Below are 24148 nucleotides of genomic sequence, written 5' to 3'. Positions count from 1 at the left end.
AGGATTCTTTAAGAGTTATTAAATTCACTATAAAAAAATGATTTTTTCAGGAAAATCAGGATATTCGCTGATATAATTACCCAACATGAATAAGAACATGTTGAGAGCAACCCGTAAACTGCCTATTTTTTTTATACTCACCCGATTTGTTTTTGTACTATCTATCCTTTTACTTATTGCAGGCACTGTGAACGGGCAGAATTGCGCGAATACATGGTTGAATGTGCTCGCGGCAAAATCAGGAATAACTATTGGTGATCTTGATATTACAGGAAACAAAGTAACAGTTGAGGCAAGAATAAGCCAAACTCAGGCATATAATAACAGTTTTTATGGGGGGATATCGTTTCTAAACATTGTGATCCCACCGACGTAAATTATTTACTAAGAGCAAACCGTGCAGAAATTACAACCACAAATGGATTTTTTGCAACACCCGATGTTTGTAGTATTGAATTGAATAAGACCTATCATTTAGCAATGGTTTATGATGGTAGTTCTTTAAAATATTACCGCAATGGTTATTTGTTAAGTGAAATTGCTTGTAGCGGAAATATGATCACAAACAGTTACGCTACTACTTTTGGTACTACAGCCTGTACATCCAACCCATGGCCATCAGAATTTTTAGGCTTAATTGATGAGGTGCGGATTTGGAATGTTGCACGCACGCAAGATCAATTAAAGACTTATATGGACAAATCTTTACCGAATCCATCAGCCCAAACCGGGCTAAAAGCATATTACACTTTTGATGATCTTAAGAATGAGCAGGGAAATAATACCTGGAATGGTGGCTTACTTAATTCTGCAAGCATAAAAGATAGCAATCCAACTTGTCAGAATTTTATTGCTGACTCTTGTGGCATTACGCTTATTCCAGATCCGATTGTTATTGCCGGTTTTGTTGCACCAGATACAGTGTGTATTAATACCCCTGTAACAATACAGAATACAACAACTGGCGGTACAAATTTTTACTGGAATTTTTGTGAAACTGCAATAAATCAAATTCCTGATGGAATAAATCTTGGAAATATAGGAAATCAATTAAACCTTCCTGTATTTATGGATTTTGCTGAAGTGAATGGAAATTATTATGGTTTTGTTGTAAATAACTATCCGGGGCAGTTGGTAAGACTAGATTTTGGTAACAGTTTACTTAATGCCCCAACTGCTGTAAATCTTGGAAATTTTGGGGGCTTATTACAAAACAATGCTGAAGGGGTTCAATTGATCAAAGATGGAAATTCCTGGTATGCATTTATTGTAGGAGGATATATTGGAGGAGGTACAATTCCGTTTATTTTAAAGGTTGATTTTGGAAGCAATATTACCAATGGGTCTCCTATAGTGATAAATTGGGGCAATGTCGGTAATCTTGCTTATCCACATGATATTTATATTTTTAATGAAAATGGAAATTGGTATGGCTTTACGCCAAATGCTGAAAATAAAACACTAACAAGATTTAATTTTGGAACTGACTTTACCACTTCTCCAACAGCTATAAATCTTGGCAATCTCGGAGACTTGGATTGGTCGTCGGGAATTCATGTTATAAAAAACAATTCTAAATGGTACATTTTTATCGCAAACAGAGACAATAATACACTAACAAGACTTGATTTTGGTACTTCACTTCTAAACACACCTGTTGCAATAAATTTAGGAAATTTGAATGGCTTATTAAATGAGCCAAGAGACATACAAATCGTTCAATCGTGCGATGGAATCTTTGGTTACGTTTTGAATGAACAGTCCAATAATATTATAAAACTTAATTTCGGATTTGATATTGAAAGCACCCCATCTTCAATTATTCTAAATAATATCACTGGATTGTCTTTTCCAAATTCCTTTTCCAAATTTTTTAGGATTGGATCAGATCTTTACAGTTTTATACCAAACGTAAATAGCAATACGCTTGTCCGTTTGCAATTTTCAGGTTGCAACAATTCCAGCATTCCTAATTCTTCAGATTCCATCCCCCAACAAATTACTTATAATGCACCTGGGATATATAATATTAACCTGATGGTAGATGAAGGGCTTGCTACGCAAACTTCACTGTGTAAAAGTATTGTTGTTATGCCATCGCCGGTTAAAACGCCATTATTTGATACAGCTTTTTGTAGTGGGGACAGTTTACTGCTTAAAACTTCTTTTCCCGAAGGAACTTATACCTGGAATAATGGAAAAACTGATAGTGTTATTACAGTCAATCAACCTGGTATTTATTGGGTTCAATCAGATTATTATGGATGCACAGTTCGGGACAGTATCAATACTTTGCAAAATATTTCACCCATTGTAAACCTTGGTCCCGATACAACTATCTGTCGGCTTGGTAGTCTCCTACTAAACGCCGGCAACAATGGCTCAACATATCTTTGGAATGACGGCCGTACAACACAAACAATCATAGCAGATACAGCAGGCATCTATATAGTACATGTAACAAACACTTCTGGTTGTGCAGGCTCAGATTCATTAAAACTTAGTGCTCACACTGCAATACAGCTAAAAGTTACCAACGATACAACTATATGTACTGGTTCAAATATTTCATTGACGGCAAATGGAAATAATGTACAAGCTTATGCATGGTCACCAGGCAATACATTATCAGATCCATCTGTAAAAAATCCACTTGCCTCTCCAATTGATACAACTCAGTATTATATTGTTGTAACAGATATATATGGTTGTAAAGAAAGTGATTCAGTATTACTAAATGTAGCCCCAATGCCTGTTGTAACAGTACTTGCAGATACAGCTATTTGCGCAGGTGGCTCAGTGTTGCTTTCCACTAATGCTACACAAGGGGTAAGCTATTTATGGAGTCCTTCTGGCGGACTTTCCTCCAATACTTCTGCAACACCTTTAGCTACTCCATCAAATGGCACTAAATATATTGTTACCGTAACAACGGACGCAGGATGTAAGGCGCTTGATTCTGTAGCAGTCGTTGTAAACCCTTTGCCAGCTGTAGTTGCAGGATCATTAGATTCGTTGATCTGTTTTGGTAACAGCACAACCATTGCCGCGACATCACCTACCGCTGTTTCTTATATATGGTCGCCGGTATCAGGGTTAAATGATCCTTCTCTTGCATCTCCTGTTGCTACACCAAATGCTACCACAAATTATATTGTGGAAGCAGCAGACATTAAGGGGTGTAAAGCAAAAGATTCAGTACAGGTAGCAAAAGCAATTACCTGTATTTGCAATTGATCCGCCTTCGGCGGGGGTTTGTAAAGGTGAATCTGTTACAATTACCGCGTCTGGTGGAGATGAATATGCATGGTATCCGCCAAATACTTTATCAGTAAGTAATAAACCTGTTACTGTTGCTACTCCTGATGTTACAACTATATATAAGGCTGTTATAACAGATAACATTTGTGCAATCACAGATTCTGTTTTCACTACTGTAAATATTACTTCATTATCAAGCATTGACGTTACAAAATCAAACGATATTGATTGCGTCATCGGTTCAGCAACCCTTAAAGCAACTGGTGGAGTAATATACAATTGGTCGCCCGGAATTTATTTGTCAGATTCTACTATAGCAAATCCAATAGCTGCTCCACTTCAAACAAGCACTTACTATGTACAGGTTACAAACGCAGGAGGATGTGCAGGTGTAGATTCTATCATCGTAAATGTATTCAAGGGTTCTGTGGAGAACGGTTATAAACTGCCATCTGCATTTACGCCAAATAATGATGGTAATAATGATTGCTTTAACGTGCGCAAATGGGGAACGCTTGCCAGTCTTGATTTCAGTGTATACGACAGATGGGGCAGTTTGATATTTCATACAAAAAATCCGGCCGAATGCTGGGATGGAACTTATAAAGGAATAAAGCAACCAACAGGTACTTACGTTTACCAGATAAGAGCGCAGGCATTGTGCGGCACAGTGTACAGGAAAGGAACAGTAGTATTGGTAAGATAATTTTTGTTATCAGCTTTAGTACTTGTAGCAACACCGGTTGTGTCACTCACTTGTACGTTCGGAATTTTTATGGACAAGTAAGGAGTTTGAAATGTCGTTTTAACTTTGAATTATATTCTTCGGTACAAGTGTGCGACGCAACGAAAGCTTAATAGCAGGGCTTTAGTTTGGCTCATAAAAATTATCTTACAAAAACTTCTTTCATAAAAAAACCTTTGAGCGTAAACCATTGCGAGAGAAAAACATACTTGCCTTTTATGTTTTGGCCTTTGCATAAAAATAATATCCAAATAAGAATTGAGGCAGCGCATTTGATAAAGAACTCAATACCTTTTTTTATAACGCCGGTGTTTCCCTGTTGCAACCTTATTCTGATCTTTTCTTCGCTGCCTGTCTTTAAAAATAATTTTTTGAAGTTGTCAAACGCAAGCCGGTGGCTATCTATGTAATGATGAACATAAGCATCGGGTACGTAATAAATCTCATCTGACAATTCTTTTATTTTGAAGAAAATATATTTATCATCGCTGCGAAATGTAAGATCATTGTTGAAGCCACCTGCTTTTAGCAATATATCTTTTTTGTAAGTCATATTACAGCCGGCAGGGTATTTCATATCAGCATCATATTTTTTTGTAGCAGTTCCGTAATCAACTTTGCCAACGAAACCGCTAAGGTATTTGTTCATCCATGCTGGTTCCTTGCCATCTTCATACTTTGGAATTACTTTACCGCCAACACCGATTGCCTGCGGGTATGCTGAAAAGAATTTCAACATAGCTTCTAAATAAGTGGGGGAGAGGATCGCATCATCATCAACGTATGCAATTATCGGAGCATCGGCCTCTTTTATGCCGCGGTTTCTTGCAAAAGAGAGTCCTTTATTTGTTTCCAAAGCGCATTTAATATTGAGCTGAGGGTTACTTTCAATGAATTGTTTTGCTATAGAAGCTGTATTGTCAGTGCTTTTATTATCAACAATGATAAGCTGGAATACATTGCTGTCAGCAGTTTGCATACGAATGCTTTCCAACGCTTCGGGCAGATATTTATCCCGGTTGTAGGTGCAGATGATGAGGGATATTTTTAAATCCTTGCTTATATCAGATATCATTATTCAACTTTAAGCAAAAATACGGCTCATTAATTGTAGGCAGGAAATACTGCAAATAATTTAGATTTGCGCCAATTTCAATTTAACTAAAATGAAAGTAGTCATATTTGCTGGGGGGCTTGGAACAAGAATATCAGAAGAGACAGATACGAGGCCAAAGCCGATGGTTGAGATAGGAGGTAAGCCAATACTATGGCATATAATGAAAATATATAGTCATTATGGATTTAATGATTTTATTATTTGCCTTGGCTATAAAGGCTATGTTATAAAAGAATATTTCATGCATTATTTCCTGCATAACTCTGATATTACTATTGATGTAGCGAATAACAAAATGGAAATTCTCGGAAGTAATACTGAAGCTTTTAAAGTAACATTGGTCGAAACAGGGGCCAATACAAAAACCGCAGGTCGCTTAAAACAGGTTCAGAAGTATATAGGGGATGAAGATTTTATGCTTACTTATGGCGACGGCGTAAGTGATATAAAAATTGATAAACTTTTGGAATTTCATAAATCTCATGGAAAAACAGCCACAGTAACAGCCGTACAATTGGATGCAAGATTTGGAGGGATGGATCTTGCAGAAGACGGAGAAGTTGTTTCTTTCAGGGAAAAAGTAAAAGATGAAAGTAAATCAATCAATGCCGGCTTCTTTGTATTAAAGCCTGAAGTATTCAAATACCTCGATGGAAATGTTGCAGATATGATGTGGGAAGATGAGCCCCTTGAGAAACTTACTTTAGATCATCAGTTAGTGGCTTACAGACATAAAGGTTTTTGGAAATGCATGGATGCATTGAGAGATAAGCTGGAATTAGAAGAACTATGGCAAAATAATAAGGCGAAATGGAAACTGTGGTAAAATTTCAACAATTACAATCGGCTTATAAAGACAAGAACGTTTTTGTAACAGGTCATACGGGTTTTAAAGGCTCATGGCTGATTGCATGGTTGCATTTGCTGGGTGCGAATATTAAGGGTTACGCACTAGAGCCTGAATATGAAAATTGTCTATATAATTCACTTAAACCTCTGAATATTGCAGAGAGTATAATTGCCGATATCAGAAATAAAGAAAAACTCACTAAAGAAATACTTTCTTTTCAACCTGATTTTATATTTCACCTTGCGGCACAACCACTGGTACGTCGCTCTTACGAAATTCCTGCAGAAACTTTTGATGTAAACGTAGTGGGCACAGCTAATGTGCTGGAAGCATTAAGATCATTACAAAAAAAATGCACAGCTATTATTATTACAACAGATAAAGTATACGAAAATAAAGAAGCGGATATTTTATATAATGAAGATGATAGGCTTGGTGGTTACGATCCTTACAGCGCCAGCAAAGCATGTACTGAGATTGTAGTAAGCTCTTTCAGGAATTCTTTTTTCAATACTAATAAATTGGATGTCCACGGGAAGGCAGTTGCAAGCGTGCGTGCAGGCAATGTAATAGGCGGTGGTGACTGGAGTAAAGACCGGATTATTCCTGATATAGTTAAAGCATTGGTGCAGAATAAGCCTATTGAAGTGCGTAATCCTCATGGAGTGAGACCCTGGCAGCATGTATTAGAGCCACTTGGTTGTTATCTCTTGCTTGGTGCACTATTATATGAAAATGCAACTTCTTTTTCACATGCATATAACTTCGGGCCTTATCCTGAAGATCATCTTACTGTGAAAGAACTAGTGGAGTTATCAATAAAAATATGGGGTAGCGGTGAATGGAAAGATATATCCGATCATAATCAACCTCATGAAGCAGGCCTATTAAAACTGGATATAACTAAAGCAATTAAAGAGCTTAACTGGAAACCGAAATTGAACGCGGCAAAAGCCATTGAATGGACTATTAATTGGTATAAACAGTCAAGTGATAAACAAGGTGATTTTACTTTTCAGCAAATCAATGATTACCTTAACCTATGATATTTACTCCAACTAAATTAAACAGCAGTTATACTATAGAGCTTTCGCCATTTAGTGATAGCAGGGGTTGGTTTGCAAGAACATATTGTAAAAACGAATTTCAGCAAATTGGTCATAATAAAGAATGGGTACAATTAAACCATTCCGCAACTTTTACAGAAGGCACGATCAGGGGAATGCATTACCAGGTAAAACCTTTTCGTGAGATAAAAATGGTACGTTGTATTGCAGGTTCAGTATATGATGTAATTGTTGACCTTCGTGAGGGATCATCAACTTTTTTGCAATGGTTTGGAACGGAGCTTTCTGCAAAAAACAAGAAAATGCTTTATATACCCGAAGGTTTTGCACATGGCTTTCAAACGCTGTCAAATGATTGTGAACTCATTTATCATCATACAGAGTTTTATAATCCTAACGCAGAAGCAGGAATAAAATATGATGAACCTCTTGTAAATATTCAATGGCCTTTGCAACTAACAGAGATTTCTGAACGTGATAATAATCATCCTTACTTAGATATAAATTTCAAAGGAATATAATTATGCAATGCAGATTTTGTAAAACTGAATTACAACATGTGTTTATTGACCTGGTAAATTCACCGGCATCAAATTCTTATCTTACAAAAGAAGAGTTAAATGAACCGGAAGCATTTTATCCTTTGAAAGTGTTTACTTGCCATCATTGTTTTTTGGTGCAGGTAGATGAATACAAAAAATCAGATGCCATTTTTAATAGCAATTATGCTTATTTCTCTTCCTACTCTACAAGTTGGTTACAACACGCAAAAAAGTATACCAGCCTTATGGTAGACAAATTTAGGTATAATGAAAAATCACAGGTAATTGAAATTGCTTCCAACGATGGATATCTGCTGCAATATTTTAAGGAGAAAAATATCCCGGTTTTAGGCATTGAACCAACAGCAAACACGGCTAGAGTTGCTATAGATAAAGGTATTGAATCTGTCGTTGATTTCTTTGGGACACGCTTAGCAAAAGAACTTGTTCATAAAAATATTAAAGCAGATCTGTTGCTTGGAAACAATGTATTGGCACACGTTCCGGACATTGTTGATTTTGTTGCTGGCATGAAAATATTACTGAAAGATACAGGCGTTGTTACGATGGAGTTCCCTCATCTGATGCAGCTTATTGATAATAACCAGTTCGACACTATTTATCATGAACATTTTTCTTATTTATCTTTTTATACAGTAAAACAAATTTTCGAATCACAGGGATTAGAGTTGTTTGACGTAGATGAAATTCCAACGCATGGCGGTTCATTGCGTATTTATGCAAAACATAAGGAAGATAACAGCAAAACAATTTCGCAGAATGTGCAATTGCTTTTGAAAAAAGAAATTGATAAAGGATTAAACGGACTTTCTTATTACGACAATTTTCAACAAAAAGCATTAAAAGTAAAACTCGATCTTACTGATTTTCTTATTCAGCAAAAAAGAGCTAATAAAAAAGTGGCTGCTTATGGTGCAGCAGCAAAAGGAAACACTTTGCTGAATTATTGCGGTATCAAAAATGATCTCATAGATTTTGTTGTTGATGCCAATCCGCATAAACAAAATAAGTTTTTGCCGGCAAGCCATATACCCATAGTTGCGGAAGAATATCTAAAACAACAGCAACCTGATTATGTAATTATTCTTCCATGGAATTTAAAGGAGGAGATCAGCAATCAACTTACATACATAAAAGATTGGGGTGGTAAGTTTGTAATTCCTATTCCAAAATTGGAAATGACAGGATAAACCTTTTTTGAGCCAGGCTTTTGTCTATCGATTAAACATCGTTGCGTCGCACACTTCAAGGTTTTGTTATTTGCTGAGCATTGATAAAACCGTACAAGAGTGCGACGCAACGATGATTACTTAAAGTTTTGCAGCTTGGCTCAAAAAAATCAGGTATTAATATTTCAGCATGAAAAAAATATTGGTAACAGGCTCAACAGGTTTTATTGGAAATTATGTTGTGCAGGAATTATTAAAAAATAATTACCAGGTTATTGCCAGTTCAGCCCGTGAAGAAAAAGCAAAACAATTTTCGTGGTATTCCCAGGTTAAATATGTTGCTTTTAATTTTCAGGATTTTGACGAATCAATAAACTATGCTTTGTTTTTTGACAGTCCGGATGCAGTCATACATTTAGCATGGGAAGGTTTGCCAAATTATAAATCGCTTTTTCATTTTGAAACAAATTTGCCCCTTCATTATAAGTTTCTAAAAAATTTAATCGTCAATGGCATTAAGGATATAACAGTTACAGGCACTTGCTTTGAGTATGGTATGCAGGATGGATCTTTGAGTGAGGATATGCAATCGATGCCTGCAAATCCTTATGCCTTGGCAAAGGATAGCCTGAGAAAATTTTTGCAGGAACTTCAGAAAGTTGAACCTTATATGTTAAAATGGATAAGATTGTTTTACATGTATGGCAGTGGACAAAACCCTAATTCCTTACTTTCGCAACTTGATAAAGCATTGGCTAACGGTGATAAGGTCTTTAATATGAGTGGGGGTGAACAAACAAGAGATTACTTGCCAGTAGAAAAAGTTGCGACGTATGTAGTTCAGATTGCAACACAAAATAATGTTACCGGAATTGTTAATTGTTGCAGCGGTAAGCCTTCAACCGTAAAGTCTTTAGTAGAAAAATATCTTGAAGAAAAAAATAAAAACATTTCACTGAACCTGGGGCATTATCAATACCCGGATTATGAGCCAATGCATTTCTGGGGTGACGACAAAAAATTAAAAACAATAATCAACAATGGTTAATCCGATAGAAGCATTCATAGAAGAAAGAAAACAACGAATTGAGTCGAATGGTAATAATAGTGTTTTAAAAGACGCAGCAAAGAAATTCAATGATGCGTCAAACAGTAATCAATATTCTTATAATTTTTCCTGGATGGGCAGACCCATTATACAATATCCGCAGGATATGATTGCGATGCAGGAAATTATATGGGAAGTAAAACCTGATTTGATTATTGAAACTGGCATTGCTCATGGAGGGTCGTTGATTTATTATGCATCACTACTGGAGTTGATTGGTAACGGTGAAGTATTGGGTATAGATATAGATATTCGTGCACATAATAAAACTGAGATTGAGAAGCACCAAATGTATAAGCGCATCAAAATGATTGAAGGTTCAGCCATTAGTGAATCAATTATTGATCAGGTTAAAGCAGCAGCAGCAGGTAAAGAAAAAATTTTAGTTTGCCTGGATTCTAATCATACACATGAACATGTATTAAATGAGTTGCAGTTGTATGCTCCTTTTGTAAGCGTAGGTTCTTACATTGTAGTATTTGATACTATTGTTGAAGATTTGCCTGAGAATTATTTTAAAGAAAAGAGGCCATGGGGTATTGGCAATAACCCAAAGACTGCTGTAAGGGAGTTTTTAAAAGACAAGGACAATTTTGTTATTGATAAATCTATTGATAACAAATTATTAATCAGTGTTGCGCCTGAAGGATACTTAAAAAGAATAAAATAATTGCTATGCCTTTTGTGAGTTTTTGTATTAGTACTTATAAGCGGCCGCAGATATTACTTACTCAATTGCAGTTACTCTCACGACAAACTTATACTGACTTTGAAGTAGTGGTATCAGATAATGACCCTGAGCAAAGCGGAAAAACCATTATTAAATCTTTAAATGATCAACGGTTTAAATATTATTCCAATGAAATTAATTTGGGAATGATCAAAAGCTTTAATAAAAGCATTGAAAGATCTAACACACCATATATAATAATGATAACTGATGATGACCCGTTAAATGTTAGTTTTTTAGAAGAAATGGTTCCTTTAATAAATCAATATCCAGATAAATCTGTCTATGGAGGCTTTATTCGAAAAAGAGGCGATGTTGATAAAATTGAAGAAATAGACAGCCTGCATTTTCCTTCAGAGGTATTGCATCCTAAAAAAAACCCTTCTATCTTCTGGTCTAATTGTATTTTACGAAAAGCGGATGTGATAAAAATTGGTTATATACCTGACTATGGGAGCCCGCATCTTGCTGACCATGCTTTGCTTGCATTGACTGGTTCAGTAAATGGAGGGATAATTAGAAATAAAATTTATAGCTCTCATAATTTGCATGAAAATAATTATTCAAAAGGAAATTTTGATAGCTATTATAATGGCTGTGTGGGGTTTTACAATTTACTCAGTCAATATTTTAAAGAAAGGGGCGAGTTCATACATATACAGCATGTAATTCATTTACACCTTGAACAATGGTTTATCAGTATGTCATTTTCTTTGCGCAAATATTTTTATAAGCAAAAAAATAGGAATAAACTCCAAGAAATTGATAACTTTTCAAAACAAATACTCACCCTTAATTTTATGAAAAGATCAAGAGCTAAATATCAAATAAAAAAAATCATTTTTAATATAAAAGTGCAATTAGGGCTGCTATAAATCATTTATAAATTATACAAAATTCCTTCAGAAGGAAACATTTATTTATTGAAAGTCTTTTGATAGCTCATCAATTTCTTCGAAATTTAGACTTCTATTATATATTCTTATTTCGTCAATTCTGCCATTCAAAGAAATTGGGTCACCATTCCACCAACTTCCAATTAGCAATTGTGTATCCGGACAAACATGACCGGCATTCTCTGACCCGGTTTTCGTTGCAACCAAATCTCCGTTTAAATAAACTTTTGAAACTCCATTGCTAAAGATACATATTACATTATACCAGCTTTCGGGTTGTAGTTGTATTGAAGATGTATTGTTTATAGTCGTCTCATCGGTGCTATAACCATCACAAGGATTGGAACCATAAGGAATCGCAAAATTTAGATTGTAATTTCCAGGCAAATTCGTTCCCACAACAAAAGCAGGTGCTTTGCCATTGGAATTATTAACAATTGATAAAAAACATTGCCTGCCTAAGGCCCTAATCATTACATTTAGCGAAACAGAAAATGCAGTATCAAAATATATTGATCCATTAGTATTATTAACTATAATTTTATTTCCATTAGAAGTGCAATTGTAAGCACTGTTTTCATTACCATGTTCATCATAAGAGATTGCACCTCCTGATATTATTCCATTATTATTATTACCACTCTCATCATTTGAGTTACCATTAAATGGGTAATATGCAAGAAGTCCATTATCAAGATGAATATTGGAAACAGGAATTTCTGGAACAGATGAATTATCTTTTTTACATGAATAGAAAAAAAGTGTAAACGAAATCCAAACAAGGAGGTTTTTCATAATCGTTAAAGATTTAGAATAAAAATTAAAAACATAGATTCATACCCTTGTAGTGTAATTGATACAGGCAAGAGTCCAAAGGCTCAGTTAAAATCGATTAGTAGCAGCAATAGGTTTGCTTATCTGACCGCAAGTTTTTGAATTTCTTTTTGAGAAAGTACACGTTTAAAAATTCTTACTTCATCCATATTTCCAGTAAAATATAAAGGATCAGCAGACCACCATACACCTAATCGTATTGGCTCTCCCTGACAAATTGGACTTGGTATTTTTGTTCCGGAACCAACCAAAACGCCATTTAAATACATTTTTTGTATTGAATTGTTAAATGTAACTGCAATATGATTCCATCTATTTAGTACAAAATTTGTATTACTATTGGTTGTTGTATTCCAATCCCAATCGTATGGGGAGTTGCAAAAGCCTTCTTTTTTAGTATTAAATTGAATTGGGTTAAAGTTATTTTGTTCTACAACTAAGACTAATGAAGAATTAAAGTCAGGCGAGGTGTAGGGTATATCATATGTTATCTTACTTAGCAATAGCTGCCTTCCGGGAGAAGTAGCAAAAAAGTCCATTGAAATAGTCATATTCGTTAGCCCTACAAACTGAGCTTCTGGAATTTCAATGTAAGAATTGGAAGCACTAAAAGATGCAGCCCTTAAAGCATTCCCAAATCTATCAGTAGTGTAAGATATAGTTCCTACCAATGTTCCGTTGTTATTGTGACCACTTTTGTCTCTCAAATTTCCATTGAATGGAAAATAACATAACAAAGATGTGTCTGTAATGGTAGCATCGTCTTCAGAGTTACTTGTTGCAGTTTCTGAAGTTGGTTTGTTTACTAAGGCTGAATCTTTTTTACAGGACTGTATTGCTAAGAAAAAAGCGAGAAGGCTTAAATTTAAAAGGGTACTTTTTTTCATTTTTTAAGTGTTTTAGAAGGCTAAAATAATGGAATTCGATTAAGCAGCAAATAAATTTTCAAAAATATTAATCTCGTTTTATACATATTTTTGATTTGATGAAATACAGCATAATATTACCTGTGCGTAATGGAGGTGAATATGTAAAGGAGTGCGTAAACAGTATCCTTACACAGGAATTGAACAACTTCAATTTACATGTACTGGATAATTGCAGTACAGATGGGACATTGCAATGGATAGAATCATTGAACGATAGCCGTATTTTCACTTATCCTTCTTCAAAATCGCTCTCTATTGAAGATAACTGGGGCAGGATAAAAGATATCCCAAAAAACGAATTCATCACGCTAATAGGTCATGATGATGTACTGGAAAAAAATTACCTGTCAGTTATGGATGAATTAATAAAAAAACATCCTGACGCATGCCTTTATCAAACACATTTTCGATATATAGATGCTCAAAGCAAATGCATCAAGAGATGTAAGCCAATGGATGAAGTACAATCGGCATCAGAATTTCTGGCGTTGTTTTTATGTAATATCATTGATGCAAATGGTACTGGTTTTATGATGCGCTCTAAAGACTATGATACACTTGGAGGAATACCAACTTACCCTAATCTACTATTCGCAGATTTTGAGCTATGGATCAATGCTAGTTTGATAGGCTATAAAGCAACCGCCTTTGAAGAATGTTTTGCATTCCGCTTACATCAAAGCACTACCTCTACTTCCGCAGATATAAAAATGCAGCTTGCATTTAACCAGTTTATTAATTACCTCGAACAATTAAAATCGAAAAACTTGTTATTAAAAGCTGTAATAGAAAGGTACGGAGTGGATTTTATCAGTTTTTACTCCAAAGGATTAGCTCATCGGTTAATGCGTACACCGAAGAATAAGCGCAATGGTGAATCTGTGGTTTCCTTTTTAGAACAATGTAAATTATATGCAGACAGATTAGTACCCGGTAATAGTTTTAATCCTGTTGATAATTTTAGTGTGAAATTGGCTACTTATATAGACAGCAATGCTGTTACAAGAGGACTGTTCCTCGCATTTAAGAAAATATATTCCAAACCTGTTTTATCCTGATTTATTAAAAAGCTTATTTGCCCCTCTCCATCATCATAGTAAATTATCGTTGTGCTGCACTTATTCTTGATTGCATTGAAAGTGCGTTGCAATATTCTTCCGGGCCAAATTTTCAATGGATCATTGTTGATAATAATTCTAATGACAACAGTAAAGAAATAATTACTGCCAAATATCCTTTTATAAAATGGATAGATATGGGTTATAACGCAGGTTTTGCAAGAGCCAACAACGAAGGTATACGGCAATCGAAAGAAGAAACCGTTCTTTTGCTGAATCCTGATACTATTATTTTAGATGATGCAATAGAAAAATGCCTGCTAAGGTTTTTACCCTCTTCTTATATAGCCTGCTCTGTGCAGTTATTGAATACAGATAAATCACCGCAGATCACGGGAAATTTTTTCATGAAAGGAGGCTTGAATCACTTGCTTCCATTACCTTATTTAGGTGCTTTGCTCAGAAAGATGGCGTTCGTAATAAAAGTTAAGAAAACCAATATAGCCGCTGCTTCTACAGAAGAAAAAGTAGATTGGATAAACGGTGCATTTATGATGGTTAAAAAAAATGCCATAGAAAGTGCAGGTATGTTTGATGAAGATTTTTTTTTGTATTCTGAAGAGATCGAGTGGTGCAGCCGTCTAAACAAGGTGGGAAATATTTGTGTATACGGAGATCTGCATACAATTCACATACAGGGAGAAGCTATCAATAGCTCAACACAATCAACAGATAAGGGTTATCAAAATATTTTTGATAAAAAAGGGCTGCAATTAATGGTATCTAATCATTTGCGCATACGTAAACAATTTGGCATTGCATGGTTTTTATTTCACCTTTTCATGCATACTGTTGATGTGCCTTTGTTTTTCTTTTGCAGCATTATAGATAACATTCTGCATTTCCGTAACCCATTTGCACAGGTAAAAAATATCGCAGGCTTTACCCGGAATGTATTAAGACTTTGGAGCCTTGTACTAAAGATTATTTCTGGTAAGCCATATTTCTATAAAATGTTATAAAAGCACTTTTGTCCAGGCTTTAGAAATTCATTAAACACCGGTTGCGTCGCACTCTTCGGCGTTTTATTCATTATTGAGCGGGGTTTGCAATGCTGCATATTGGTAGGAATCTACAAGTGTGCGACGCAACAGAAGTTTAATATATAAACATCTGCCGGGTCTAAAGTATTTATGCATTTACTATTATTGCATAATTTTAGCCTGATGCCAACCCGATTTTTTAATATTCTTATTTGCCTTTTCTTCACTTTTTCTTCTTTGGCACAAGATTATAATTACCAACATTATGATCTTACTAATGGATTAAGTGGCTTAACTGTATATAGTATGGTTCAGGATAACGATGGCTATCTCTGGTTTGGAACTGAAACTGGTTTAAGTCGATTTGATGGGATACATTTTAAGAATTTTACAACTGCAGATGGATTGACTGACAATGAAGTATTAAAATTATATGTAGATTCAAAAAATAGGATTTGGATAATATCTTTTACTAACTCTGTGTGTTATTACAAAAATGGAGTAATCTATTCTCCTAAAAATGATCCTGTTCTGGCAAAAATAAAATTTTCGTCAGAACCCCGGGATATCTGCGAAGATAGTAATGGAAATATCATCTTGATAGAAATCTCTTCTATTCATATTATTGATACATCAGGGAGTATTCATTACATTAATAATTACCAATCTCATTCTTTTATAAACAACAGCCTGGGAAATAATAGTCATGGAAATATTGCAGTATTAACTACGTTAGTCACAAGGAATACAAACAATTTAGGTGAGTTGCAAATAGATAAAAATAATTTTTCAATTTCATATGCTATGTTTTTAACCTCCCTAAACTTGGTGAATACTAATACTACCATTCGGCATGGAAAATTATTTGTGTACCCAACAAAAGGAAAAATACATATTAACATTGAAGGTCTCAATGTTTCAAAAGATATTGATATACCACCTTTTTTTACAAGTCTTTCTTATCTAAATGACTCTCTTATTACTATTAACTGTACAAATAAAATATTGTTGTATAATATAAACCAATGGAAAATTTTATCTGTATTTGCAATAAGCGCTCAGGTTAATAGTTGTTTTAAAGACACCGAAGGGAATTACTGGTTTGCTACTAACGGTTATGGAATATATAGGCTTGGCTCTTTAGCTTTTAAAAATTACGATATTAATTTTAATGGAAATCTTTTACCGGTTTACTCAATTGTAAAAAATGGCCACGTTGTTTCAGCAGGAACAAATAACTCACTGGTTTGGAAGATTGATTTACGCTCTGATAAATTAGATTACACGAAATTGAATACCAACTTAGTTGGGCGTGTTACTTCACTTATAGTTAGTCAAGATAAATTAATTGCAGGCGCGAGTGGAGTACATTTTATCTTAAGGGACGGCAAGGAAACCGCACTGGTCAATGCTTTTGCATACGCGGTTAAGAATATTTTTACTTATGATGATAAACTTTTAGTTGCTACCGGAAGGTTGGTATTTGAGATTTCTAAAAAAGATTCGTCAAATTTTGATACAATATGGAATCAAAGAGCTACTTGTGCTTATAAATTCGATAGCTTATATTATATAGGTACAATACATGGCTTGTATAAAATAAATCAAAACAAAGAGCAGACGTTTATTGGTGATAACGAATCTATATTAGCCTCTCGAATATCTCAATTAAGTAGAATTGGTGATACACTGTGGATTGCAACATATGGAAATGGTGTAGTTGGTTATGCCAATAACAAAATATTTGTTCATATAACAGAAAGCGAAGGACTCACAAGCAATATGTGTAGAGTAATAACTGCTCAAAATCATTATTTATTAGTAGGTACAGATAAGGGGCTAAACAAAATCTCATTTGAAGGAACGAAATACAAAATATCTAAGTATACGTCGAGCAACGGCCTTAACTGCGATATAATCAATTGCGTTTATACAGAAAACGATACAATATATATTGGCACACCCTACGGACTAACTTTTTTTGATCCTTCGAAAGTTGATAACAATTCAATTTCCGTTTTAAATATTGATAATGTCATTTCAAAAAAGCATAAATGGAGCTCTTTGGAAAGAAACTTTTACTTATCTGCAGATGATAACAATCTATCGGTTGATTTCTCTTGTGTTTCTTTTAAATCTCAAGGTAACATTACATACTATTACAGGCTTTCGGGAGTTGATACAGAATGGCGCAAAACGAAAGAGAATAAATTAGATTTTCCGTCTCTATCATCAGGTAATTATATACTTGAATTATATGCCGTAAATGCATTTGGTAAAAAAAGCAATTCTATTAAAATTACATTTTCTGTTGGAAAATTCTTTTACCAAGAGTCTTGGTTTATTGGTTTATTGGTGGCTTTAACTGGAATAAGTATATGGTTTTTGGTTGTAAACCGTATAAAGAAGATACAGAATAACGAAAAAGAAAAATTAAAAACTCAAAAAAGACTTTCGGAATTGGAGCAAATGGCATTTCGTGCTCAAATGAATCCTCATTTTATATTTAATTGTTTAAATTCAATTCAGCAATACATCTTTAGCAAAAGTATCTTTGATGCAAATAAATTCATTACCGAGTTTGCATCCCTTATCAGGCAAACAATGGATATATCAGCTAGATCTTTCATTTCTTTGGATGAAGAAATAAAATATCTTACTACATACCTTAAATTAGAATATACCCGATTTGAAGAAAATTTTGATTATACAATAATTGTAGCACCAAATATGCGCTTCGAAGGAGTATATCTTCCACCTTTATTACTTCAACCTTTCGTAGAAAATAGCATTCGTCATGGTATAAGAAATTTAGCCGTTGAAAGAGGAATAGTTACAGTAAATTTTTCAATAAAAAATCAATTCCTCGTTTGTGTTATTGAAGATAATGGTATTGGAAGAGCTTCGGCGGCAGCTTTAAAAACCTTTAATAAAGACGAACATCAATCAAAAGGAATGTCTATTATCGAAAAAAGAATTGAAGTGTTGAATAGCGAAAATGCAGAAAAAATAACCATGAAAGTAGAGGATGCCTTTCCCGAAGAGGTTAACAAAGGCACAAGAATTACTTTGTATATACCAATTTAAATGTAACAGTATCCTTAACTAATCTATCATAGGCATGATTAAAACATTAATTGTAGAAGATGAACCAGGTAATGTACGCATGCTAAAAAACTTGCTTGAAACATATTGTCCGCAAATAAATGTTTTAGGAGAAGCTGGTTCCGTTGACACTGCTTTTGAGCTTATAAAAACGACAAAGCCAGAACTCATTTTTCTTGATATAGAAATGCCTGGCGGAAATGCATTTAATCTATTAGACAGATTGAAACCACTAAACTTTGAAGTGATATTCGTAAGCGCTTACGATAATTATACTTTAAAAGCAATTAAATACAGTGCTCTTGATTATATTTTAAAGCCGGTTAATATAGAAGAACTTATTGCTGCTGTAAATAAAGTTTTCGAAAAAATTAATTCACAACAGTTTCAACAAAGGGTTGAAAGCCTGCTGAGCAACCTTAATACATCAAAAAAAATTCTTCAATCTTTGGCAGTACCTGCCAATTTTGGATATGAGTTTATTGTGGTAAATAATATTATCCGTTGCGAATCCAGTGGAAAGTACACTTACTTTTATATGAATGATGGACGTAAGATAATATCAGTTAAAAACCTCAAAGAATATGAAGACCTGCTTTCTCCAGATATTTTTTTCAGGATACATCATTCACACCTTATCAATATCAATTTCATAAAAAGGTATCATAAAGGCAATGGTATTATCGAAATGGAGGATGGAATAAAGATCCCAATTGCATCAAGAAGAAAAAAAGAATTTTTAAGCCTTTTTTTAGGAGAGGAAGAATAACAGTTATTCCCGATTTTGCTACAGTTATTCGTTTAAACCGCACAGTTATTTATTTATTTGTTGCAGTAAATATCTAGGCTCTATATTCGCTTTAACAGTTTTAAAAATGCATTTTTTAAAACTGCTATTATTACGATTTTCTCCCTAAACCCTTTTTCTTTTGACCTCAAAAATTGTATCTATGAAATCAATTAAAATGCCCTGCAAAATCTTTGCAGGTACATTATTTTTTTTAACGTTTTTTCTTTCATGCCAGAAGGAATCGATTACAAAACCGCTAGTACAACAACCTGCGGCTATTGAAGATGAAGATGCGGTTTTTTTAAAAACGGTAGATGCATTGGGAGTTACAAAAGTGATCTTAAAGCCAAATGCAAAAGATGGTCAGGATACTTATGTTACTTTTTGGAACGGCGATGCAAGCTGGGCAAACAGTACAGGTGACTGGGCGCAGGAGCTTTCAATGGATTCATGGACAAACGGCGGATTGCAAATGGGCGTTCGCTCTTATCTGAGGTTTGATAAAATTGCATTGATTCCCGCCGATGCTCAGATTATTTCTGCAAAGCTTTTTTTGTACGCAAAAGGTAGTTCAATCTCAAATCCTAATGGTAATTCGGGGTATTCAGGTTCTCCCTACAACACCGATAATGCATGCAAAATTGAAAGAGTTACCGGTGGCACCTGGGACGAAGCTACACTTACATGGAATACTCAACCTGCAGTAACTACTGCAGATGCGGCAATTATTCCGGCATCTAACAGCCAATGGGCATACAATACAAAAGTTGATGTTACTAACATGGTTAAGGCAATGGCTGCTGATCCATCTAAGAATTATGGATTTAGAATTAGCCTGGTAAATGAAAATATTTATCGTTCTATGATTTTTGCCAGTTCAGAAAATACCAATCCTAAACTTCGGCCCAAATTAGTTATACAGTTGCAGTAATTACAAACAAACAAAAACTATATAAAATGGGGCACTATTTAGTAGCCCCATTTTTTTATTACAGGCAGGGGATCATCAATTAAACTTCGTTGTGTCACTCACTTGTACGTTCGGTAGAATGGGCAACAAGATTAATAGGTAAAATGGAATTACTTCAATATTAATGTTCATCGTTCATTTAACTGTACAAGAGTGCGACGCAACGATGTTTAATATATAGGTGCAGCCTGGTAAATAATTATGCTGAAAAAGGTTTACTGGTATATCAAAATAAAAAAGAGCTTATCTAAAGCCCTTTTTATTTTTTCTGATTCAAATATTTTTATGCGGTTGTTATTTTTTTCTTTCTGAAAAATTGAACAATGGCACCAAGAATAATTATCCATCCCAAAGCAGATCCTGCAATAGAAAGTTTTAAACTATTATAATAAGATGCCGGTTTAAATTCGAATCTTATAGCATGATTACCTGCAGGAATTGCTAAGCCACGAAGTACGTAATCTGTTTGAAAAATAGGTGACTCTTTATTATCAATGTAAGCCTTCCACCCGCGGTCGTAATATATTTCGCTAAAAACGGCAAACTGATTTGTTACAGACGTGCTTTCATACGTTATAACGTCATTATCATTCTTAATAAGTTTGATCTCTGCGGTAGAATCCGGAACTGGCATAAACGGCAGCGCTTTCTTCAACGTATCATCGAGTATAGCCGTATCTTTTGGATTGAAATCGTTTATTCTTTTCATGATAGACAATGCGTCTTTTTCAAAGTCAATTACTCCTGCAAACCAGCATGGCCCTAAGGCTCCCGGGTTTTGTTGTGCAACTGGTTGGTTTTGCTGGCCGGGTACAATAACATACTTTGTATTCAACATATCAAGCACATGCAGATTTGGTTGTGCTTTTCGGAGCTGATAATTTAATAAGTCTTCATAAATACTCAACTTAGCCGGGTGATATCCCCCAATTGAATTATGAAAATAGGAGGTAAGTGCATCACTGAAAGGATCTTGCTGTGTTAGGTTGTACACGCGGTAGTATCCAGTGTCTTTTAAAATTTGCTCACTCGCCTGTGATGGCTTAAAATAATTTTCATCTACAGTGCCGGCATCAATAAAAGTATCATTGTTTAAATATCTTCTTCCTTCTGCAATTACATCAATTGAACTTATAAGCAATAAAGCAACAATTGCATAAGCTGGTTTTAGTTTAGATTTTATGAATAACCATAAAATTCCAAAAGCAATACCTGCAAAAAGGAGAGAACGTAAAATATCTGCTCCAAATAGTGATTGCCTGTCTTGCTTTAATGCATTATAAAAGCTGTTGGCTACATCTGTATTACCTTGTGTCATTTGATTAAGTGCACCTGTTATTCGGGCATCTCCTTCTCCTGTATATGTAAAACTCATATACAACATCCCAACGATTACAAAGAGGCCAAGCATTACATAACCTGCAATCTTTAGCTTTTGCTCTGCAAAAGCTTTATTGTTCTCGTTAAAAATAACCTTCTGCAATGCAATAACAGCAAGAACGGGGAATAAGAATTGAGGTATTACCAACGTCATGGTTGGTACACGAAATTTATTATAGAAAGGAAGATAATTAAACAGGAATGTATTAAATCCTTCGAAGTTTTTGCCCCATGCCATTACTATAGCTAATAAACACACCGTCGCGATCCACCATTTATCCGGGCCTTTCAAATAAATCAATCCAAATATGAAAAGAAAACAAATTACAGCACCTAAATAAACCGGGCCGGATGTAAACGGCTGGTTACCCCAATATGTTGGAAACTGTTGCGCGAATTGTTCAGCCTGATCCTCTGAGATACCTTTGCTTACGGCTTCTTTTGCAAGATGAGAATCTGCGCCCAGTTCACTGCGCTCGCTGCTTCCTCCATAAATATTGGGAACGAGCAATGAAAAAGATTCTGCCTGTCCATAACTCCAGCCAAAAGCATAATTTATATCCAGGCCTGATGATTCTTTTGTTTTGTTTGTAGCTGTATCAATGATCTGGGATCCTCCACGCAGTGTAGCTTTTGAATAATCATAAGTTGTTGCAAGGGAAACGAGATTAGTTAATACGCCAATAACTGCGGCACTTATTAGTATTGCTGAAGTAATGAGGATGTGTTTGTATTCTTTGTTCTTTATCCATTGTATATAATAAGCAATACCCGCAAAAACCGCGACTATCAAAAAATAATAAATTACCTGTGTATGATTTTGTGCAATTAGCAAAGCTGCGAATATGGAGCTAAGCGCAGCACCGATCCAATATTTTTTTTGAAAGACTAAAAAAATCGCACCAAGTAAAAATGGCAAATAGCCCATTGTCAGTACCTGTGTTACGTGCCCAACTGAAACTATAATTGGTGTAAATGAGGCATATGCATAACCAATAGCGCCAAGGATTCCCAATCTGTAATCAACCTTTAGTACCTGGCTAAGAAAATAAAAAGAAATACAAAGCAAAAAGAAATAGCTAAAAGGAGCAGGAAGAAATAATGTAAAAAGATGATGTAAGTAACCAAGCGAAATAGGATTATCAGCGTCCATTGCAACCTGATAGCCAGGCATACCACCAAACATACTATTTATCCATAATGGAAAATGGCCATGCGTCTCTTTATATTGAAAAGATGATTGCGCCATACCCTGCCAATGGATCATATCACTTTGCTGCATTACTTTTCCTTCTAAAGCAGGCTTGCAATAAATAACAGCTACAACAATAAAAATAATTGTAGCCATAACGTGTGGTAAAATATTTTTCCACGAAATATTTTTCATACTCTTCTATTATGTGTCGGCAAATTAATGGTATTTTACACGAAAATTCCCATGCGTCTTCTGTTATTTCTGCAAAGAATAACTTTTATATGTAATATTTTATTTCTCCTTTGTCTTGTTATTGTATACACCCATAATTTTATCGACAACCGGAATGCGCAGAATTATATCATCATTCTGGGCATAGTTGTATCTTTCTTTTTTGGGGTTATTGTAAATGTGTGGGAATTACTATTACTTTTTAACCGTAAAATTTCTATCGTGCCTAAATGGCTTCGGATGATTAATTTCATAATGCTTTTATTTCAGCTCACTTATTATTTTCTTACATAATGATACATAACATTCTTAAAGACAAGCCGACCAAACTCTTTCTTGGCTTTACTGCATTTTTTGTGGCTAATGCACTTATTGCAGAATGTATTGGTACAAAAATATTTTCGCTGGAAAAGATCTTCGGTATGCAACCCTCCGGTTTTACGCTGTTCGGCCAATCCGGGCTCTCTTTTAATCTTACCTGTGGTGTATTGTTGTGGCCACTTGAATTTGTAATGACCGATATAGTAAACGAATATTATGGCCCCAAAGCTGTGCGCAGAATTAGTTATACGGCTGTGATCCTGATCTCTTATGCATTCCTGATGTTCTACGGCGCTATACATGTACCGGCTGCTGATTTTTGGATATCAACCAATACCAGCAAAGGCATACCCGATATGCAAAATGCATTCAACGGAATTTTTGGCCAGGGTATGTGGATCATTTTTGGAAGTCTTGTAGCATTTCTTGTAAGTCAGATAGTTGATGTAACTGTTTTCCATCGCATCAAAAAAGTAACAGGAGAGAAGAAGGTCTGGCTCCGGGCAACAGGTTCAACGCTGGTTTCACAATTGATAGATAGCTTTATTGTACTTTCTATTGCATTTAAATTAGGAAGCAACTGGACATGGCCAATGATCTTTGCAGTTGGTACCATGAATTATATCTATAAATTCACTGTGGCCATTATTCTTACCCCGGCAATTTATTTTGTCGAGCAACGCATAGAAAAATATCTTGGCAAAGAAACTGCCCATAAAATGAAACGTGCAGCCATGGGAGAGGAGACAGACAATTTTATGAATATTCCAACTGCAGGTTAAAGAA

General features: G+C 34.9%; 21 protein-coding genes. 16 read left to right on the top strand and 5 right to left on the bottom strand.

Features of this window, described 5'->3' with window-relative positions:
• Positions 1-85: 85 nt before the first annotated feature.
• Positions 86-376 carry a hypothetical protein gene (locus FRZ67_RS23315; RefSeq protein ID WP_158638276.1) on the top strand — a complete coding sequence of 97 codons (291 nt, stop codon included), beginning with the start codon at positions 86-88 and terminating at the stop codon, positions 374-376.
• A complete protein-coding gene (locus FRZ67_RS01080; RefSeq protein ID WP_147187764.1) occupies positions 343-3237 on the top strand; it encodes a LamG-like jellyroll fold domain-containing protein in 2895 nt (964 codons plus the stop codon). Before FRZ67_RS23315 ends, FRZ67_RS01080 begins: the two co-directional genes overlap by 34 nt.
• Here the strand turns inward: FRZ67_RS01080 and FRZ67_RS23310 are convergent.
• Positions 3196-3498 (bottom strand): hypothetical protein, encoded by a 303-nt coding sequence (locus tag FRZ67_RS23310; RefSeq protein WP_158638274.1) that lies wholly within the window; start codon positions 3496-3498, stop codon positions 3196-3198. The two genes, FRZ67_RS01080 and FRZ67_RS23310, sit on opposite strands and share 42 nt — an antisense overlap.
• Positions 3499-3559: 61 nt before the next feature.
• Between FRZ67_RS23310 and FRZ67_RS23305 the strand changes: the two genes are divergently transcribed.
• Positions 3560-3967, top strand: coding sequence for a T9SS type B sorting domain-containing protein (locus tag FRZ67_RS23305; protein WP_158638273.1), 408 nt, complete (start codon positions 3560-3562; stop codon positions 3965-3967).
• A gap of 181 nt (positions 3968-4148) precedes the next feature.
• Here the strand turns inward: FRZ67_RS23305 and FRZ67_RS01070 are convergent, their stop codons facing one another.
• Complete coding sequence (locus tag FRZ67_RS01070; RefSeq protein ID WP_147187762.1) at positions 4149-5081, bottom strand: glycosyltransferase family 2 protein; 933 nt, start codon at positions 5079-5081, stop codon at positions 4149-4151.
• A gap of 91 nt (positions 5082-5172) precedes the next feature.
• On the opposite strand from FRZ67_RS01070, the gene rfbF reads away from it, so the two are divergent.
• The 7 genes from rfbF to FRZ67_RS01035 all read left to right on the top strand — a co-directional run bounded on the left by rfbF (position 5173) and on the right by FRZ67_RS01035 (position 11485).
• Positions 5173-5949 carry a glucose-1-phosphate cytidylyltransferase gene (gene rfbF / locus FRZ67_RS01065; protein WP_147187761.1) on the top strand — a complete coding sequence of 259 codons (777 nt, stop codon included), beginning with the start codon at positions 5173-5175 and terminating at the stop codon, positions 5947-5949.
• Positions 5934-7019, top strand: a complete 1086-nt coding sequence (gene rfbG, locus FRZ67_RS01060; protein WP_147187760.1) for a CDP-glucose 4,6-dehydratase — start codon at positions 5934-5936, stop codon at positions 7017-7019. The genes rfbF and rfbG overlap by 16 nt, the downstream gene beginning before the upstream one ends.
• Positions 7016-7561: a dTDP-4-dehydrorhamnose 3,5-epimerase gene (gene rfbC, locus FRZ67_RS01055; RefSeq protein ID WP_147187759.1), complete on the top strand. Its 546-nt coding sequence runs from the start codon at positions 7016-7018 to the stop codon at positions 7559-7561. The genes rfbG and rfbC overlap by 4 nt, the downstream gene beginning before the upstream one ends.
• Positions 7562-7563: 2 nt before the next feature.
• On the top strand, positions 7564-8793 hold the full coding sequence (locus tag FRZ67_RS01050) for a class I SAM-dependent methyltransferase (RefSeq protein WP_147187758.1): 1230 nt from the start codon (positions 7564-7566) through the stop codon (positions 8791-8793).
• A gap of 169 nt (positions 8794-8962) precedes the next feature.
• The gene (locus FRZ67_RS01045) at positions 8963-9820 is read left to right on the top strand and encodes an NAD-dependent epimerase/dehydratase family protein (protein ID WP_147187757.1); all 858 of its coding nucleotides are present in this window, start codon (positions 8963-8965) and stop codon (positions 9818-9820) included.
• Positions 9813-10550: a cephalosporin hydroxylase family protein gene (locus tag FRZ67_RS01040; RefSeq protein ID WP_147187756.1), complete on the top strand. Its 738-nt coding sequence runs from the start codon at positions 9813-9815 to the stop codon at positions 10548-10550. Before FRZ67_RS01045 ends, FRZ67_RS01040 begins: the two co-directional genes overlap by 8 nt.
• Positions 10551-10555: 5 nt before the next feature.
• Entirely contained in the window at positions 10556-11485 is a 930-nt protein-coding gene (locus FRZ67_RS01035; RefSeq protein ID WP_147187755.1) for a glycosyltransferase family 2 protein, read from the top strand.
• Positions 11486-11530: 45 nt separating this feature from the next.
• Here FRZ67_RS01035 and FRZ67_RS01030 read toward each other — a convergent pair whose 3' ends face one another.
• Together FRZ67_RS01030 and FRZ67_RS01025 are read right to left on the bottom strand one after the other, a co-directional pair.
• Positions 11531-12301, bottom strand: a complete 771-nt coding sequence (locus FRZ67_RS01030; RefSeq protein ID WP_147187754.1) for a LamG domain-containing protein — start codon at positions 12299-12301, stop codon at positions 11531-11533.
• Between the two features lie 119 nt (positions 12302-12420).
• Entirely contained in the window at positions 12421-13227 is an 807-nt protein-coding gene (locus FRZ67_RS01025; protein ID WP_147187753.1) for a LamG domain-containing protein, read from the bottom strand.
• Between the two features lie 98 nt (positions 13228-13325).
• On the opposite strand from FRZ67_RS01025, the gene FRZ67_RS01020 reads away from it, so the two are divergent.
• The 5 genes from FRZ67_RS01020 (at position 13326) to FRZ67_RS01000 (ending at position 20196) form a co-directional block, all read left to right on the top strand.
• A complete protein-coding gene (locus tag FRZ67_RS01020) occupies positions 13326-14327 on the top strand; it encodes a glycosyltransferase family 2 protein (RefSeq protein WP_147187752.1) in 1002 nt (333 codons plus the stop codon).
• A gap of 17 nt (positions 14328-14344) precedes the next feature.
• Positions 14345-15349 (top strand): glycosyltransferase family 2 protein, encoded by a 1005-nt coding sequence (locus FRZ67_RS01015; RefSeq protein ID WP_147187751.1) that lies wholly within the window; start codon positions 14345-14347, stop codon positions 15347-15349.
• Between the two features lie 204 nt (positions 15350-15553).
• Complete coding sequence (locus tag FRZ67_RS01010) at positions 15554-18457, top strand: sensor histidine kinase (RefSeq protein ID WP_158638272.1); 2904 nt, start codon at positions 15554-15556, stop codon at positions 18455-18457.
• Positions 18458-18491: 34 nt separating this feature from the next.
• Positions 18492-19244: a LytR/AlgR family response regulator transcription factor gene (locus tag FRZ67_RS01005; RefSeq protein ID WP_147187749.1), complete on the top strand. Its 753-nt coding sequence runs from the start codon at positions 18492-18494 to the stop codon at positions 19242-19244.
• Positions 19245-19425: 181 nt separating this feature from the next.
• Positions 19426-20196, top strand: a complete 771-nt coding sequence (locus tag FRZ67_RS01000; protein ID WP_147187748.1) for a DNRLRE domain-containing protein — start codon at positions 19426-19428, stop codon at positions 20194-20196.
• Positions 20197-20518: 322 nt separating this feature from the next.
• Here the strand turns inward: FRZ67_RS01000 and FRZ67_RS00995 are convergent, their stop codons facing one another.
• Positions 20519-23002, bottom strand: a complete 2484-nt coding sequence (locus FRZ67_RS00995; RefSeq protein ID WP_147187747.1) for a YfhO family protein — start codon at positions 23000-23002, stop codon at positions 20519-20521.
• A gap of 332 nt (positions 23003-23334) precedes the next feature.
• Between FRZ67_RS00995 and FRZ67_RS00990 the strand changes: the two genes are divergently transcribed.
• Positions 23335-24144 carry a queuosine precursor transporter gene (locus tag FRZ67_RS00990; protein WP_147187746.1) on the top strand — a complete coding sequence of 270 codons (810 nt, stop codon included), beginning with the start codon at positions 23335-23337 and terminating at the stop codon, positions 24142-24144.
• The last annotated feature ends 4 nt before the right edge of the window (positions 24145-24148 follow it).

Source organism: Panacibacter ginsenosidivorans (assembly GCF_007971225.1).
Lineage (GTDB): Bacteria > Bacteroidota > Bacteroidia > Chitinophagales > Chitinophagaceae > Panacibacter > Panacibacter ginsenosidivorans.
The sequence above is the reverse complement of the archived record's forward strand: the minus strand, read 5'-3'. Positions and strand labels throughout refer to the sequence as shown.